At 60.9% G+C, this 13,848-nt stretch carries 13 protein-coding genes; 10 read left to right on the forward strand and 3 right to left on the reverse strand.

Annotated elements, in window-relative coordinates:
* Window positions 1-140: 140 nt before the first annotated feature.
* Both AC25BC_RS35440 and AC25BC_RS35445 read left to right on the forward strand, forming a co-directional pair.
* Window positions 141-665, forward strand: a complete 525-nt coding sequence (locus AC25BC_RS35440; RefSeq protein ID WP_113544873.1) for an RNA polymerase sigma factor — start codon at window positions 141-143, stop codon at window positions 663-665.
* Window positions 662-2,782, forward strand: a complete 2,121-nt coding sequence (locus tag AC25BC_RS35445) for a VWA domain-containing protein (RefSeq protein WP_128438936.1) — start codon at window positions 662-664, stop codon at window positions 2,780-2,782. Before AC25BC_RS35440 ends, AC25BC_RS35445 begins: the two co-directional genes overlap by 4 nt.
* 64 nt (window positions 2,783-2,846) lie before the next feature.
* On the opposite strand, the gene AC25BC_RS35450 is transcribed toward AC25BC_RS35445, so the two are convergent.
* Entirely contained in the window at window positions 2,847-3,773 is a 927-nt protein-coding gene (locus AC25BC_RS35450) for an SMP-30/gluconolactonase/LRE family protein (protein ID WP_128438935.1), read from the reverse strand.
* Window positions 3,774-3,999: 226 nt separating this feature from the next.
* Here AC25BC_RS35450 and AC25BC_RS35455 point away from each other — a divergent pair, with 226 nt between their 5' ends.
* On the forward strand, window positions 4,000-5,076 hold the full coding sequence (locus AC25BC_RS35455; RefSeq protein ID WP_003555512.1) for a LacI family DNA-binding transcriptional regulator: 1,077 nt from the start codon (window positions 4,000-4,002) through the stop codon (window positions 5,074-5,076).
* Window positions 5,077-5,183: 107 nt separating this feature from the next.
* Here the strand turns inward: AC25BC_RS35455 and AC25BC_RS35460 are convergent, their stop codons facing one another.
* Complete coding sequence (locus AC25BC_RS35460; RefSeq protein WP_128438934.1) at window positions 5,184-6,215, reverse strand: L-idonate 5-dehydrogenase; 1,032 nt, start codon at window positions 6,213-6,215, stop codon at window positions 5,184-5,186.
* 10 nt (window positions 6,216-6,225) lie between these two features.
* Entirely contained in the window at window positions 6,226-7,167 is a 942-nt protein-coding gene (locus tag AC25BC_RS35465) for a 2-hydroxyacid dehydrogenase (protein WP_003555510.1), read from the reverse strand.
* Between the two features lie 136 nt (window positions 7,168-7,303).
* Between AC25BC_RS35465 and AC25BC_RS35470 the strand changes: the two genes are divergently transcribed.
* From AC25BC_RS35470 to AC25BC_RS35500, 7 genes are all read left to right on the forward strand, one after another.
* Window positions 7,304-8,068: an SDR family oxidoreductase gene (locus AC25BC_RS35470; RefSeq protein ID WP_128438933.1), complete on the forward strand. Its 765-nt coding sequence runs from the start codon at window positions 7,304-7,306 to the stop codon at window positions 8,066-8,068.
* Between the two features lie 13 nt (window positions 8,069-8,081).
* Window positions 8,082-8,639 (forward strand): gluconokinase, encoded by a 558-nt coding sequence (locus AC25BC_RS35475; RefSeq protein ID WP_128439018.1) that lies wholly within the window; start codon window positions 8,082-8,084, stop codon window positions 8,637-8,639.
* Window positions 8,629-9,522 (forward strand): NAD(P)-dependent oxidoreductase, encoded by an 894-nt coding sequence (locus AC25BC_RS35480; protein WP_128438932.1) that lies wholly within the window; start codon window positions 8,629-8,631, stop codon window positions 9,520-9,522. Before AC25BC_RS35475 ends, AC25BC_RS35480 begins: the two co-directional genes overlap by 11 nt.
* 107 nt (window positions 9,523-9,629) lie before the next feature.
* Window positions 9,630-11,126 carry a sugar ABC transporter ATP-binding protein gene (locus tag AC25BC_RS35485; protein ID WP_113544865.1) on the forward strand — a complete coding sequence of 499 codons (1,497 nt, stop codon included), beginning with the start codon at window positions 9,630-9,632 and terminating at the stop codon, window positions 11,124-11,126.
* 18 nt (window positions 11,127-11,144) lie between these two features.
* Window positions 11,145-12,185, forward strand: coding sequence for an ABC transporter permease (locus tag AC25BC_RS35490; protein ID WP_003555504.1), 1,041 nt, complete (start codon window positions 11,145-11,147; stop codon window positions 12,183-12,185).
* Window positions 12,186-12,236: 51 nt separating this feature from the next.
* Window positions 12,237-13,334 (forward strand): ABC transporter substrate-binding protein, encoded by a 1,098-nt coding sequence (locus tag AC25BC_RS35495; protein ID WP_003555503.1) that lies wholly within the window; start codon window positions 12,237-12,239, stop codon window positions 13,332-13,334.
* Between the two features lie 95 nt (window positions 13,335-13,429).
* Window positions 13,430-13,768: a hypothetical protein gene (locus tag AC25BC_RS35500; RefSeq protein WP_113544864.1), complete on the forward strand. Its 339-nt coding sequence runs from the start codon at window positions 13,430-13,432 to the stop codon at window positions 13,766-13,768.
* Window positions 13,769-13,848 lie beyond the last annotated feature (80 nt).

The following is a 13,848-nucleotide window of genomic DNA, read 5'->3' on the forward strand; positions in this document are numbered from 1 at the left end:
TCTGTCTGGCCGCGACCCATGGATGTCGCGGCTTTCAAAATTCGCGATAATTTTTTCATCGCCGACCCAAGGAAAGTCATCCGAGAAACGTCTCAATCTCGAAATAGCATCTTGCTGGATAGCATGGGGTAGGTGCGGAATTGGACGCGGAGCTCATAGAACGAGCGCAGGGCGGTGATCGGGAGGCCTTCGGGCAACTGGTGTCGCGCCATTATGAATTCGTCCATGCGACGGCATGGCGTTGGTCGGGCAGTTCCACCGACGCCGACGACATTGCCCAGGAGGTCTGCGTCAAGCTCGGCGCGGCCATCCGCAGCTTTCGCGGCGCCAGCCGCTTCAGGACATGGCTCTATGCGCTGACGCTCAACGCTGCCCGCGACCATAGACGCAAGCTTGCACGAGAGGAGCAGACATTCCGCGCCTACGCCGCCGAACCGCAGCAGGATGCGCCGGCCGGAAATGACGACGAGCTGTCGAGCGAATTATGGGCAGCCGTACGTGCCTTGCCGGAAAGGCAATGCGACGCAGTGCTGCTCGTTTACGGCGAAGGTCTCAGCCATTCGGCTGCCGCCGATGTCATGGGTTGCTCGGAGGCGACTGTGTCCTGGCAGGTTCATGAAGCGCGCAAGAGGCTGAAGGCCGTGCTCGGCAAGGAAGAGGTATGACCGTGGACAAGGAACTCGAAAAGCTCTCCCGCCTGACACCGCCGGCAGCGACGCCGGAGGCGCGTGCGCGTGCACTTGCTGCCGCGATGCAGGCCTTCGACACCGCGGAAAATAATGCAACGGCGGCCCAAGGAAATGCGAAAGGCTGGCGTCAAAGCTCCATCATCAACTGGATATGGAGCCCAGCCATGAACAAGAAATTCCTCGCCGGTTCAGCGCTTGCGACGCTGCTGGTCATTCCGGCCGCCGGTTATCTCGCGATCGAGCTGACCCGTAACGGATTGCCGATCATCGACCAGACTGAGATCGCCGGCAATCTTTCGAAAAGTGAGGCGTCGAAACAACCGGCTGCAACCACCGGTCAGCCGGTTGCGGTCGCGCCGCAAATACCGGCCGGGAACGTCAGCCTGGCTGAGCAATCTGTTGCTGTCGCGCAAGCGCTGCAGGACAAGGAGGCGCCGGCCCTCGCGAAACCCGATGCGTCGCAGACATCCGAATACGATGCCAACGCCGCCCTCACGAACAAGCCGGAGGGTTCTGCCGCGGCACTCGGGGCTACCAAACGCGCTGCGCCGGCCGCTCCCGGCATCGTCCCCCAGCGGCAGTTTGCCGAACCGATGGCCGCCATCGCCCCCTCGCCTGTTCCGCCTGCGGAGGGGCGCATGCAGATGCAGCTCGATCCCAATCGCGAGCGGTTTGCCAATGCGGCGGCAAATCCGATCAAGAGCGTCGCGACGGATCCGGTTTCGACATTCTCCGCCGATGTCGACAGCGCGTCCTATGCCTTCGTCCGCCGGTCGTTGACGGGCGGGGCAATGCCCGATCCACTATCGGTTCGCGTCGAGGAGATGATCAATTATTTCCCCTATGACTGGCCGGGTCCTGACAATGCCGACCAGCCTTTCAAGGCGACGGTGACTGTCATGCCGACCCCGTGGAACCGCGACACGGAATTGATGCATGTGGCGATCAAGGGTTATGATATTGCGCCGGCGACCACGCCGCGTGCCAATCTGGTTTTCCTGATCGACGTGTCGGGCTCGATGGACGAGCCGGACAAACTGCCGCTGCTGAAGAGCGCCTTCCGGCTCATGGTCAACAGGCTGAAGGCTGACGATACCGTGTCGATCGTCACCTATGCCGGTAATGCCGGCACGGTGCTGGCGCCGACACGCGTGGCGGAGAAATCGAAGATCCTGTCGGCGATCGACAGGCTGGAGCCCGGAGGCTCGACCGGCGGGGCCGAAGGCATCGAGGCGGCCTACGACCTTGCCAAGCAGGGCTTCGTCAAGGACGGCGTCAACCGGGTTATGCTGGCGACCGATGGCGACTTCAATGTCGGTCCGTCGAGCGATGAGGATTTGAAGCGCATCATTGAAGAGAAGCGCAAAGACGGCATCTTCCTCACCGTTCTCGGCTTCGGACGGGGCAATCTCAACGATTCCCTGATGCAGACGCTCGCCCAGAACGGCAATGGCAGTGCTGCCTATATCGATACCTTGGCCGAGGCGCAGAAGACGCTGGTCGAAGAGGCCGGATCGACGCTGTTTCCGATCGCCAGCGACGTCAAATTCCAGGTCGAGTTCAACCCGGAACGGATCGCCGAATACCGGCTGATCGGTTACGAGACGCGGGCGCTGAACCGCGAGGATTTCAACAATGACCGCGTCGATGCCGGCGATATCGGCTCCGGCCACAGCGTCACGGCGATTTACGAGATTACGCCGAAGGGAAGCCCCGCGGTGATGAATGACGACCTGCGGTACGGCGCAGCCGATAAGGTGCCGGCCGAGGCCTCCGACAGCGCCCATCACGGCGAGCTTGCCTTCGTCAAGATGCGCTACAAGCGGCCGGGCGAGGACAAGAGCGCCCTCATCACCACGCCTGTCAACGACGGCAACGCGGTCGCCACCGTCGATGCCGCGCCGCAGGATGTCCGTTTCTCGGTGGCAGTCGCAGCCTTCGGCCAGAAACTCAGCCATGTCGCGGCCGTCGACACCTATTCCTATCAGGCGATCGCCGATCTCGCCGCGGCATCGCGAGGCACGGATGCCTTCGGTTACAGGTCGGATTTCCTCGGTCTGGTTCGGCTGGCGGACGGCCTCAGTCAACGATGAGGCAAGAGGCACAAAACTGTACCAAACAAGAGGCCGTCCCAAAAGGGCGGCCTCTGCTCAGTGATCATCCCAGTCTCGTTCCGTTGGCGATGAGATAAACAGCATAAAGAGACGTGCTTGCAGTGATGAAGAGGCGGTTCAGTTTCTCGCCGCCGAAAGTCACGTTGGAGACGCCTTCAGGAATATGGATCTTGCCGATCAACGTCCCATCCGGATCGTAAGCGTGCACACCATCGCCGGCGCTCGTCCATATCCTGCCCTTGCGATCGATGCGAAAACCATCGAACAGGCCTGAGGTGCATTCTGCGAAAACGCCGAGATCGCTCAACCTTCCCTCATTCGAGACCGCGAGCTTTCTGATATGACGCGGACCGCCGGGCAGATGCGTTGCCCCGGTGTCGGCAATGTAGAGCAGCGTCTCATCCGGGGAAAAGGCCAGTCCGTTCGGCTTGACGAAATCGGAGGTCACCTGATCGGTCGTGCCTGTTGCCGGATCATGCCGGTAGACGTGGCATCCGCCGATTTCCGCCTCGCCATAGTCGCCCTCGTAGTCGTGGAGGATGCCGTAGCTCGGATCGGTGAACCAGATGGTCCCGTCGGACTTGACGGTGACGTCGTTTGGCGAATTGAGCCGCTTGCCTGCAATTCGATCGGCCAGAACGGTGATCCTGCCGTCGAAATTCGTGCGCGTGACACGGCGCGTCAGATGCTCGCAGGTAATCAGCCGACCCTGATTGTCGACAGTGTTGCCATTCGAATTGTTGCTAGGCGAGCGGAAGACCGACGTCTGCCCGCTGGCGTCGTCGTAGCGCATCATTCGGTTGTTGGGGATATCCGAGAAAACCAGATACCGCCCGGCGGCAAACCAGGCCGGTCCCTCCAGCCAGCGGCCGCCGGTCCAAAGACGCTCGACGCGGGTGTGCCCGACGAAGCAGCTTTCGAAACGCGGGTCGAGAACCTCAAACCCCGTACCGTCAATTTGCCCGAACATGATACTCCTCCATTGCGCTCAGATTGTTATCGATATCATCATGTCGTGTTTTGACGGCTTCGTACAGACGCCGATCTGCCGGCCCTTGCCAAAATTCCCAAGGAAGCTTGCTTTCTGGGCGTTGGAATGGTGTGTTTTTGCAGTAATATCGATTGTACGATGATAACGATAACTTTATCGTCTCTTGAACTACCCAGTTCGGAAGCTTGTTTGAAAGCGGAGACCAGTGAAAAACGAGGATGAGCCGAAAGTCAAACGTCTCAAGCCGGGAGACGCTCAAAAGCTGACGATGGCGGAGGTCGCCAAATATGTCGGCGTTTCTGCCATGACCGTTTCGCGTGCCTTTCGCCAGGACGCGAGCGTTTCCGAGGAGACCCGAAAGCGCATCATGGAGGCGGTCGACGCACTCGGTTATGTGCTCGACCTGTCTGCCGGCAGTCTTTCGTCAAGGCGAAGCGGCTTCATCGCTGCGCTGGTGCCCTCAATCAACAATTCGAATTTTTCCGACACTGCGCGGGGCATGACCGATGCACTGGAAAATACCGGCCTTCAGCTCCTCCTCGGCTATACCGACTATTCGTCGGAGAAAGAGGAAGAACTGATCGAGGCTATGCTGCGCCGCCGGCCGGAAGGCATCATCCTGACCGGTGGCTCGCATACGGCGCGCGCGCGGCGCATGCTGGCAAAAGCCGGCATTCCCGTTGTCGAAACCTGGGAGCTTCCGGAAGATCCGATCAATCAGGTTGTCGGGTTTTCCAACAGCGAGGCGATGGCCCTGTTGGTGCGGACGCTTGCCAGTCAGGGATATCGGAAGTTCGGCTATATCGGTGGAACGACGGCGCGCGATACGCGCGGCAGCCAGCGGCGAAGCGGTTTCCAGAGAACAGTCGAAGAACTGGGCCTCGGACCGGGACGAATGATTTCCTTCGGCGTACCCCCCATCACCATGGAGCAGGGTGGGCAGGCGATCGTCAGCCTGCTGGAGCGCTGGCCGGATACGGAAGTGGTTCTCTGTGTCTCCGACCTTTCCGCATTTGGCGCCATCATGGAATGCACGCGCCGCGGAATGAAGGTTCCAAGGGACATCGCCATTGCCGGTTTCGGCGACTATGAGATCTCGTCCATCTGTCATCCACGCATCACCACCATCAATGTGGATTGTTATGGCATCGGCCGTCAGGCCGCCGCCCGCCTGCTGGATACCCTCCATACCGGCGAGGCGACTGGCGATGAGATCACATTGACCGGCTACAAGGTTGTCTTGCGCGAAAGCACGGATCGCAACGGCGCGCCGACCGCTTGAACACCACAGCGCCGCGCGTCTTTTCAGATGCGCGGCGCTGTAACAATCTGAATTAATAGACAATTTTATCCCTACATCGATTCCGATCTAAGGAACTATGCAGTCGGTCAAAAGGCGATCTGGACTTTCATGGACTTGCTGCGGTCGCCCGCCAATTCGAAGGCGGCAACGGCCTCTTCGATCTTAAAGACACCTGTCAGCAGCGGCTTCAGATCGACGCGACGCGCGTTGATCAGTTCGACGGCGAGCGCAAATTCCTCGTGAAAACGGAATGTGCCGCGCATCTCGATTTCCTTCGCAACGATCATATTCTGCGGAATGGAAACATCGCCGCCAAGGCCGAGCTGCACGAGAACAGCGCGAGGCTTAAGCGTTTCTAGGCCCGAGCGCACCGCCCGCTCATTTCCCGACGCTTCGAACATGACATCGAAATATCCCTTTTCGGCACTGTAGGCCGCGAGGTCGGAAGCATGCGTGGCAACATTGATCGTTCGGTCGGCGCCGCTGGCGCGGGCAATCGCCAGAACGCTGTCGGTCACGTCGGTCGCGACGATCTCACGGGCGCCGAGGACGCGCGCCGCGACGATCGCCAACATCCCAATGGGGCCGCAACCGGTGACCAGCACCCGTTTGCCTAGCAGCGCCCCGGCGCGGTTTGCCGCATGCAGCGTCACCGCAAAGGGTTCGGCAAAGGCGGCCTCGTGAATGGAAATGCCGTCCGCGACCTTGTGGCACTGCCAACGCTCCGCCACCAGCCGCTGGCGAAAGCCGCCCTGAATGTGCGGCATCGGCATGGCACTGCCGTAGAACCGCATGTTGAGACAATGGTTTTGCTGCCCCTTCAGGCAATATTGGCAATGGTTGCACGGCCGGCTCGGTGAAACCGCGACACGGTCTCCGACGGCAAGATCGGCGACGCCGGAACCCAGCGCCTTGACCGTGCCGGCGATCTCATGGCCAAGGATCATCGGTTCGCGCAGGCGAACGGTGCCGAAACCGCCGTGATTGTAATAATGCAGGTCGGAACCGCAGATGCCGCCGGCTTCGATGGCAATCTCCACCTGCCCGGCGCCCGCAACCTCCGGCTCGCGCTCTTCGATCCTCAGATCCTTGGCGGCATGAATGACGATGGCTTTCATATCGGGGTCCTCACACGACGGGAGTTGGAAGAGCGCTACCGGCAAAATGCGCAGCGAGATTGTCTCTGACGAGTTTGCCCATGGCCTTGCGGGTTTCGACAGTGCCAGAGCCGTGATGGGGCTGCAACACGACGTTTTGGAGGGTCAGGAAACGTGCATCGATCTTGGGTTCGTTCAGGAAGACATCAAGGCCCGCAGCCTGAATGGTGCGGTCTTGAAGGGCTGCGATCAGCGCCTCTTCGTCTACGGTCGTTCCGCGCGAAACATTGATCAAGATGCCGTTCGGACCGAGCGCTTTGAGCACCTCCGCATTGATGATCTTCATGGTCGCCTCCCCGCCGGGAACGATGACGATCAGAAAGTCGGCCCAGTCGGCAAGCGCGACAAGGTCGGGCTCGTAGGCGTAAGCAACATCCTGGTGATCATGGCGGGCGAAATAGGAGATGTCGCAGCCGAACGCGGCAGCCCTCCTGGCGATCGCCTTGCCGATCCGCCCCATGCCGGCGATCCCGACCTTCTTGCCCGAGACGCGCGTCACCAGCGGCATCGCGACGCTGCCCCACTGGCCGGAGCGGACGAAAACATCGGCCTGCGGGACCTGCCTTGCCGTCGCAAGCAGCAGTCCGATGGCGATATCGGCGACATCTTCGGTCAGCACATCAGGGGTGTTGGTGACGCGAATGCCGTTGGCGCGGGCATAGGACAGGTCGATGGCGTCGGTGCCGACGCCGTAACAGGAGACAATTTCCAGTTTCGGCAATTGCGCCATCAGCTCTGCGGACGCTCCGAGTTCGCCCCGGGTCGCTATGGCGCGGATATCCTTGCCGACCCTGGAGATCAGCTCGTGCCGATCTGCCGCTTCCCACAGGCGATGGATGCGGTAGTTCGCCTCCAGATCCACCATGTCCCATTCCGGATAAGCTCCGGTCATCAAGATTTCTACCTTAGGCATTCCGTTTCCATCCCGCATTTTGACAGTTGATTATGTTATCGATAACATATAATTCGGAAAAGCGATGTCAAGTGAGTTTCACCGTCAGCGGCAGTTTGAAGCCGTCACCCGCGGCGAAACCGGAGGAGTTATTTGCATGAAGAACTTGTTCGATCTTACCGGACGGCGTGCGCTGATCACCGGCTCGAGCCAGGGGATCGGCTATGCCCTGGCCGAAGGCCTGGCGCAGTATGGCGCCGAAGTCATCATCAACGGCCGCACGCCCGAAAGCGTCAACCGCGCGGTCGAGAGCCTGAAGGATCAAGGCCTGTCTGCCCATTCGGCGATCTTCGACGTGACCAGCAAGGACGCTGCCAAAGCGGGTATCGACGCGATCGAAGCCGATATCGGTCCGCTCGACATCCTGATCAACAATGCCGGCATGCAGTTTCGCACGCCGCTGGAAGATTTCCCGGCGGACAAATGGGAGCTGCTGCTGACCACCAATATTTCGAGCGTGTTCTACGTCGGCCAGGCAGCGGCCAAACCCATGATTGCCCGGGGACAGGGCAAGATCATCAACATCGCCTCCGTGCAAAGCGAACTGGCGCGCCCCGGTATTGCTCCCTACACCGCGACCAAGGGCGCGGTGCGCAATCTGACCCGCGGCATGTGCGCCGACTGGGCCAAGTACGGCCTGCAGATCAACGCGATTGCGCCGGGCTATTTCAAGACGCCGCTCAATCAGGCGCTTGTCGATAATCCCGAGTTCTCGTCCTGGCTCGAGAAGCGAACGCCGGCCGGACGCTGGGGCAATGTCGAGGAACTGGTGGGCGCCGCCGTTTTCCTGTCGGGCCGGGGCTCGTCCTTCATCAACGGGCACACGCTTTATGTCGACGGCGGCATCACGACCTGCCTCTGATAGAGACGAGATCATGGATTTGGAGAAAAAGGCGCCACCTCTGGCCGTCGTCGTCATGGGCGTTAGCGGCTGCGGAAAATCTTCGGTTGGAGAGCATCTCGCCGCTCGAAACGGCCTGCTGTTTCTGGAAGGCGACCTACTCCACCCCGCTGGCAATGTCGAGAAGATGGCGCAGGGCATACCGCTGACCGACGACGACCGCCTGCCCTGGCTCGACCGGATCGGCGAGGAAATAAGGACCGCGCGAGAAGGATCGCAAGGGCTGGTGATTTCCTGTTCGGCGCTGAAGAGAAGCTACCGGGACAGGCTGCGGCGGGCGGCGGACGGGCATCTCGCCTTTGTTTTCCTGGAAGGATCCCGCGACCTGTTGCTGTCGCGGATGCAGGCCCGTCAGGGCCATTTCATGCCCGCGATTTTGCTCGACAGCCAGTTGCAGACGCTGGAGCCGCCGACCGGTGAAGCTAATGTCGTGACGGTGGCGATCGATAATGCTTTGGATGATATCGTGGCACTGGCTTGCAAGGGATTGAGCGGCATGGCCGTCAAGGGAGGAGATTATCATGCAGGATGACTACAGAGCAGATGTCGCCGTCATCGGTGCCGGCATCATGGGAACGGCGATCGTCACCCGATTGATCGAAACCGGGCATAAGGTATCGGTCTTCGACCTGGATACCGAAAAAGTCGCGGCTTTAGAGGCCAAGGGTGCGCGTCCGGCCGGCTCCGTGGAGGAAGCGGTCTCACGGTCGGCGTTTTGTGTGCTCAGCCTCAATCACGCAAACATCGTCCGCGCTGTCGTCTTCGGCGAAAAGGGCGTCGCGGCGGCGGCGAATGCCGACAAGGTGCTGATCGATATGTCCTCGATCGACCCGGCCGACACGGCCGACATGGCGACGCGGCTGCGTCGGGAAACCGGCATGGCATGGGTGGATTGCCCGCTTTCCGGCGGCGTGCCAGGTGCGCTGAGCGGACGCCTGACGATCATGGCGGGCGGCAGCTCTGAGGATTTCGAACGGGCACGCGTGGTGATGCGGCATCTTGCCGCCAATTACACGCTGATGGGTGTATCCGGCGCGGGGCAGACCACGAAGCTGATCAATCAGCTGTTTTGCGCCGTGCTGTTTCAGGCCGTCGCGGAGGCGGTCAAGCTCGCTGAAGCCGGCGGCGTCGATCCGGCCGCCATTCCGGCCGCCCTTGCCGGCGGCAGGGCGGACAGCCGCATATTGCAGGAATTCATGGCGAAATTCGCCGCCCGGGATTTCTCGCCGACAGGCAGAATCGACAATATGTTGAAGGATCTGGATTCGCTTCAGGCCTTTGCGCTGAAGACGAAGACGCCATTGCCGATGACCGGCTCGGTGGTCGAAATTCACCGCCTGCTCTGCGCTGCCGGGCTTGGACCGAGGGACTCGGCCGAGATGATGCGCCTTCTCGATGGATTTCAGGCCGACTGACGTCAAACTCTCCGAGAAATTCGAGATCGTCATCTTTCCGCTTGACCATCCATAAATGTTATCGATAACATACATCCATGAAAACCGCAGCTTTGGGAGGAGCCACAGTGGAAGCCAAGAGACTGCTGGAGTTCCAGTCGATCACCAAGAGTTTCGGCGGCACGCAAGCGCTGCGCGACGTCTCGATCGATCTGCGCGAGGGTGAAATTCTCGCGCTGCTGGGGGAAAACGGCGCCGGCAAATCGACGCTTATCAAGACGCTTGCGGGTATCTACAAGCCCGATACCGGCGACATCCTGTTTCGCGGCCAGAGCTACCATCATCGTCCCCCGAAGCCGAACGAACGGCAGCCGGTTGCCTTCATCCACCAGGATCTCGGTTTGATCGAGTGGATGACGGTCGGCGAGAACATGGGCCTGTCGCAGGGCTTCTCGATGCGTCGCGGCCTGATCGATTGGAACAGGACGCAGGCGCGTGCCAAGGAAGCCTTGAAACTGGTCGGTTGCGACTTTGACCCCACGACGCGCGTCTCGGCATTGTCGCGCACCGAAAAGTCGCTTGTCGCCATCGCCCGTGCACTTGCCGTCGAAGCCGACGTGCTGGTGCTCGACGAGCCGACGGCGAGCCTTCCCGCCGATGAAGTCGATCGGCTTTTCAATGCGATCCGCCCCTTAAAGGATCGCGGCGTCGGCATGATCTACGTTTCCCACAGGCTCGACGAGATTTTCCGGATTGCCGATCGGGTCGCTGTTCTGCGCGACGGATGCATGGTGGGACAGAAGCCCGTCAGCGAGACCACCCCCGAGGAGCTGGTGACGATGATCATCGGCCGCAGCGGCGACAGCCTCTTTTCCAAGACGGCGATCACGCCCGGCAAGGCGATCGTCAAGGTTCGCGATCTCGTCTGCGCCGGCACAGGCCCGATATCCTTCGATATCCGCGAGGGCGAGCTTCTGGGACTGGCTGGATTGCGTGGCGCCGGTCAGGAACGGATCGGCCGCGCCCTGTTTGGTTGCGAGCCCTTCAACGGCTCGGTTCTGCTGCATGACGAGGCCCCCGACCTTTCCAGCCCACGAGGGGCAATGGCGTCGGGCATCGGCTTGATTGCCCGTGACCGGACGGAGGAGTCCGTGGCGCTCTCGCTGTCCATTCGGGAAAATACCTACCTTAATCCGGGAGCCGTCGGGCGTGGGCTTTTGTCCTTCCTGTCGCCGCGCGGCGAAGCCGATCTTGCTCATAAGATCGGTCATTCCGTCGGCCTGCGGCCCAACGACCCGGATCTGCCGGTGGAGGCCCTGTCGGGCGGCAACCAGCAGAAAGTGGTCGTCGGCCGCTGGCTGGCGACCGGCCGCAAGCTGCTGGTCGCCGAAGATCCGACCGCCGGCGTCGACATCGGGGCGCGTGCGGAGATCTACCGTCTGATCACCCAGGCGCTCGAGGCCGGTCTCGCGGTTGTCGTGGTGTCGACGGACTTCGAGGAAATCGCCCATATCTGCCACCGCGCGCTGGTCTTTTCGCGCGGGAAAATCGTCAGTGAACTGACTGGAAGCGCTCTGACGACGGAGGCGGTCATCACGGCCGCATCCGCATCGGAAGCCGCTTGAGCCATCGGGAGAACAGCCATGCAATCCATTGAATCCACGGCCCTGGAGCCGACCAAGAGCGAAATGGCCGGTCTGTCCACAGGACAGAAGATCGGACGCCTGATCCCGGTTTACGGGCTGGTGATCCTGACCGTCGGCCTGATCGTGATCTTCTCGATCCTTCTGCCGGATACTTTCCCGACCGTGTTGAATGTCCGCTCGATCGTGTCCGACAAGGCTATCATCGCGCTTCTGTCGCTGGCTGCGATGATCCCGATGGCATCGGGTCGCATCGATCTGACCGTCGGCTATGGCATCGTGCTTTGGCACATTCTCGCCATCAGCCTGCAGACGGCCTACGGCCTGCCCTGGCCGGTCGCGGTCGTCATCGTGCTCGCACTCGGTGTTCTGACCGGCTGCATCAACGGCCTGCTGGTCGAGGTTGCGAAGATCGACAGCTTCATCGCGACGCTCGGCACCGGAACGGTCCTATACGCGCTTGCGCTCTGGCACACCGGCGGCCGACAGGTGGTCGGCGTCCTGCCTGATGGTTTCTATGCGCTGAACGGCACCATGCTGTTCGGCCTTCCGATCACCGGCTTCTATGTGCTGCTGATCGCCATCTGCATGTGGATCGTGCTCGAATACCTGCCGATCGGCCGCTATCTCTACGCCATCGGCGCCAATCCGAAGGCTGCAGCCCTCAATGGCATTCCGGTCCGCAAATTCGTGATCGGCGCATTCGTCACCTCGGGGCTGCTCGCGGCCCTGACCGGGGTCCTGCTCGCCTCGAAGCTGCGCATCGGCCAGGCGAGCGTCGGCCTCGAATATCTCCTGCCGGCGCTTGTCGGCGCGTTCCTCGGATCGACGACGATCAAGCCGGGACGGGTGAACGTCTGGGGCACCTTGATCGGCGTCATCATCCTGGCCGTTGGAATATCAGGAATTCAGCAATTCGGCGGGTCGTTCTTCGTCGAACCGCTGTTCAACGGCGTGACCCTGCTGATTGCCATCGGCATCGCAGGCTACGCCCAGCGCAAGCGCGGAGCTGTGAGGAGGATCACACCCGCATCCAAATGAGGATGCCGGCTTATCCCGGCATTTCATAACAAACAAAATGGAGGAGTGAACATGAAGCGCAGAACATTATTGCAGGCAACGGTCGCAACCGTCGCCGTTATGCTCAGCATGCCGGCATGGGCCGATTCAATGGCCGATGCCAAGGCCGTGGTTGAAAAGTATGCTTCCAAGGTGAGCGCCTGGGACGGCCCGACGAGCGGCCCAAAGGGCGCTGCCGGAAAGAACATCGTCATTCTTGCCGGCGATATGAAAAACGGTGGCATCCTCGGCGTGGTCAATGGCGTTCAGGAAGCGGCAGGCGCGCTCGGCTGGACGGTAAAGGCGCTTGACGGCGCCGGCTCGATCGGCGGGCGGACCGCGGCTTTCGGCCAGGCCATGGCGCTGAAGCCGGATGGCATCATCATCAACGGCTTTGACGCGGTCGAGCAGAAGCCGGCGATGGAAGCAGCCAAGGCTGCCGGCATTCCGATGGTTTCCTGGCACGCTGCCTCGGCGGTCGGTCCGGTTCCCGAAGTCGGTGTCTTCGCAAACGTGACTACCGATGCGATGGAAGTATCGAAGTCCGCGGCGGATTGGGCCTTTGCCGATGCCGCCGGCAAGCCGGGCGTCATCATCTTTACCGACTCCACCTATGCGATCGCGATTGCCAAGGCCGATCGCATGAAGAAGGAAATCGAAGATCTCGGCGGCACGGTGCTCGAATATGTCGACACGCCGATCGCCGAAACCTCGCAGCGCATGCCGCAGCTGACCACGTCGCTTCTACAGAAGTATGGCGCGAAGTGGACGCATTCGCTGGCGATCAACGACCTCTATTACGACTTCATGGGACCTTCGCTCGCCTCGGCCGGCATTGCAGGCGATGGAAAACCGGTGAACGTTGCAGCCGGCGACGGGTCGGAAAGCGCCTATCAGCGTATCCGCGCCAAGCAATTCCAAGCCGTCACGGTCGCCGAGCCGCTCAACCTCCAGGGCTGGCAGCTCGTCGACGAATTGAACCGCGCCTTTGCGAAAGCGCCATGGTCCGGCTACGTGTCGCCACTCCATGTGGTGACCAGCCAGAACGTCGAGTTTGACGGTGGGCCGAAGAACAGCTTCGATCCCGACAACGGCTATCGCGATCAATACAAGAAAATCTGGGGCAAATAACCCTTCCAATCGGGGCGTATCGATCGATACGCCCCGACCTCACGATAACACGCCAACATCGATCCAGCTCCGGCGAGTTTTGGAAAAGAGAACCTATGATCATTCGTTATGCTTTGTTTGAAGGCGAAATCCATCCCGGTAAAGAACGGGAATTCCGCGAATTCGTGCGGCAGCGGCTCGTCCCTCTCTGGACGAAATTTCCAGGCGCCGAGGAAATCCGGGTGCTGGACGGGATGGAGCGCGACGAAGGCGCCCCGATCTATGCCATGGCGCTCGCCATTCGGTATCCCGATATGGACACGGTGAACACGGCACTTCTCTCCGATGTGCGGTCGCAGAGCCGTGAGGTCACCGGCGAACTCCTGCAGCTCTTTACCGGCAAGGTGCATCATCACGTCTTCTCGGCCAACGAATACGCGCCGCATAGCGCCTGACACAGGCGATCCCGACGTCCGCGACGGCTTGGCGTCTGAAGGGCGGTCACTGCGGTTTGCTGCCAAGCCTTTATCAAGAG

The sequence above is a fragment of the Rhizobium sp. WSM409 genome, from assembly GCF_057653825.1.

Coding starts and splice junctions, on each gene's coding strand:
- AC25BC_RS35445 (WP_128438936.1), top strand. CDS start 662: ATGACCGTGGACAAGGAACTCGAAAAGCTCTCCCGCCTGACACCGCCG.
- AC25BC_RS35450 (WP_128438935.1), bottom strand. CDS start 3,773: ATGTTCGGGCAAATTGACGGTACGGGGTTTGAGGTTCTCGACCCGCGT.
- AC25BC_RS35460 (WP_128438934.1), bottom strand. CDS start 6,215: ATGAAAGCCATCGTCATTCATGCCGCCAAGGATCTGAGGATCGAAGAG.
- AC25BC_RS35465 (WP_003555510.1), bottom strand. CDS start 7,167: ATGCCTAAGGTAGAAATCTTGATGACCGGAGCTTATCCGGAATGGGAC.
- AC25BC_RS35470 (WP_128438933.1), top strand. CDS start 7,304: ATGAAGAACTTGTTCGATCTTACCGGACGGCGTGCGCTGATCACCGGC.
- AC25BC_RS35475 (WP_128439018.1), top strand. CDS start 8,082: ATGGATTTGGAGAAAAAGGCGCCACCTCTGGCCGTCGTCGTCATGGGC.
- AC25BC_RS35480 (WP_128438932.1), top strand. CDS start 8,629: ATGCAGGATGACTACAGAGCAGATGTCGCCGTCATCGGTGCCGGCATC.
- AC25BC_RS35490 (WP_003555504.1), top strand. CDS start 11,145: ATGCAATCCATTGAATCCACGGCCCTGGAGCCGACCAAGAGCGAAATG.
- AC25BC_RS35495 (WP_003555503.1), top strand. CDS start 12,237: ATGAAGCGCAGAACATTATTGCAGGCAACGGTCGCAACCGTCGCCGTT.
- AC25BC_RS35500 (WP_113544864.1), top strand. CDS start 13,430: ATGATCATTCGTTATGCTTTGTTTGAAGGCGAAATCCATCCCGGTAAA.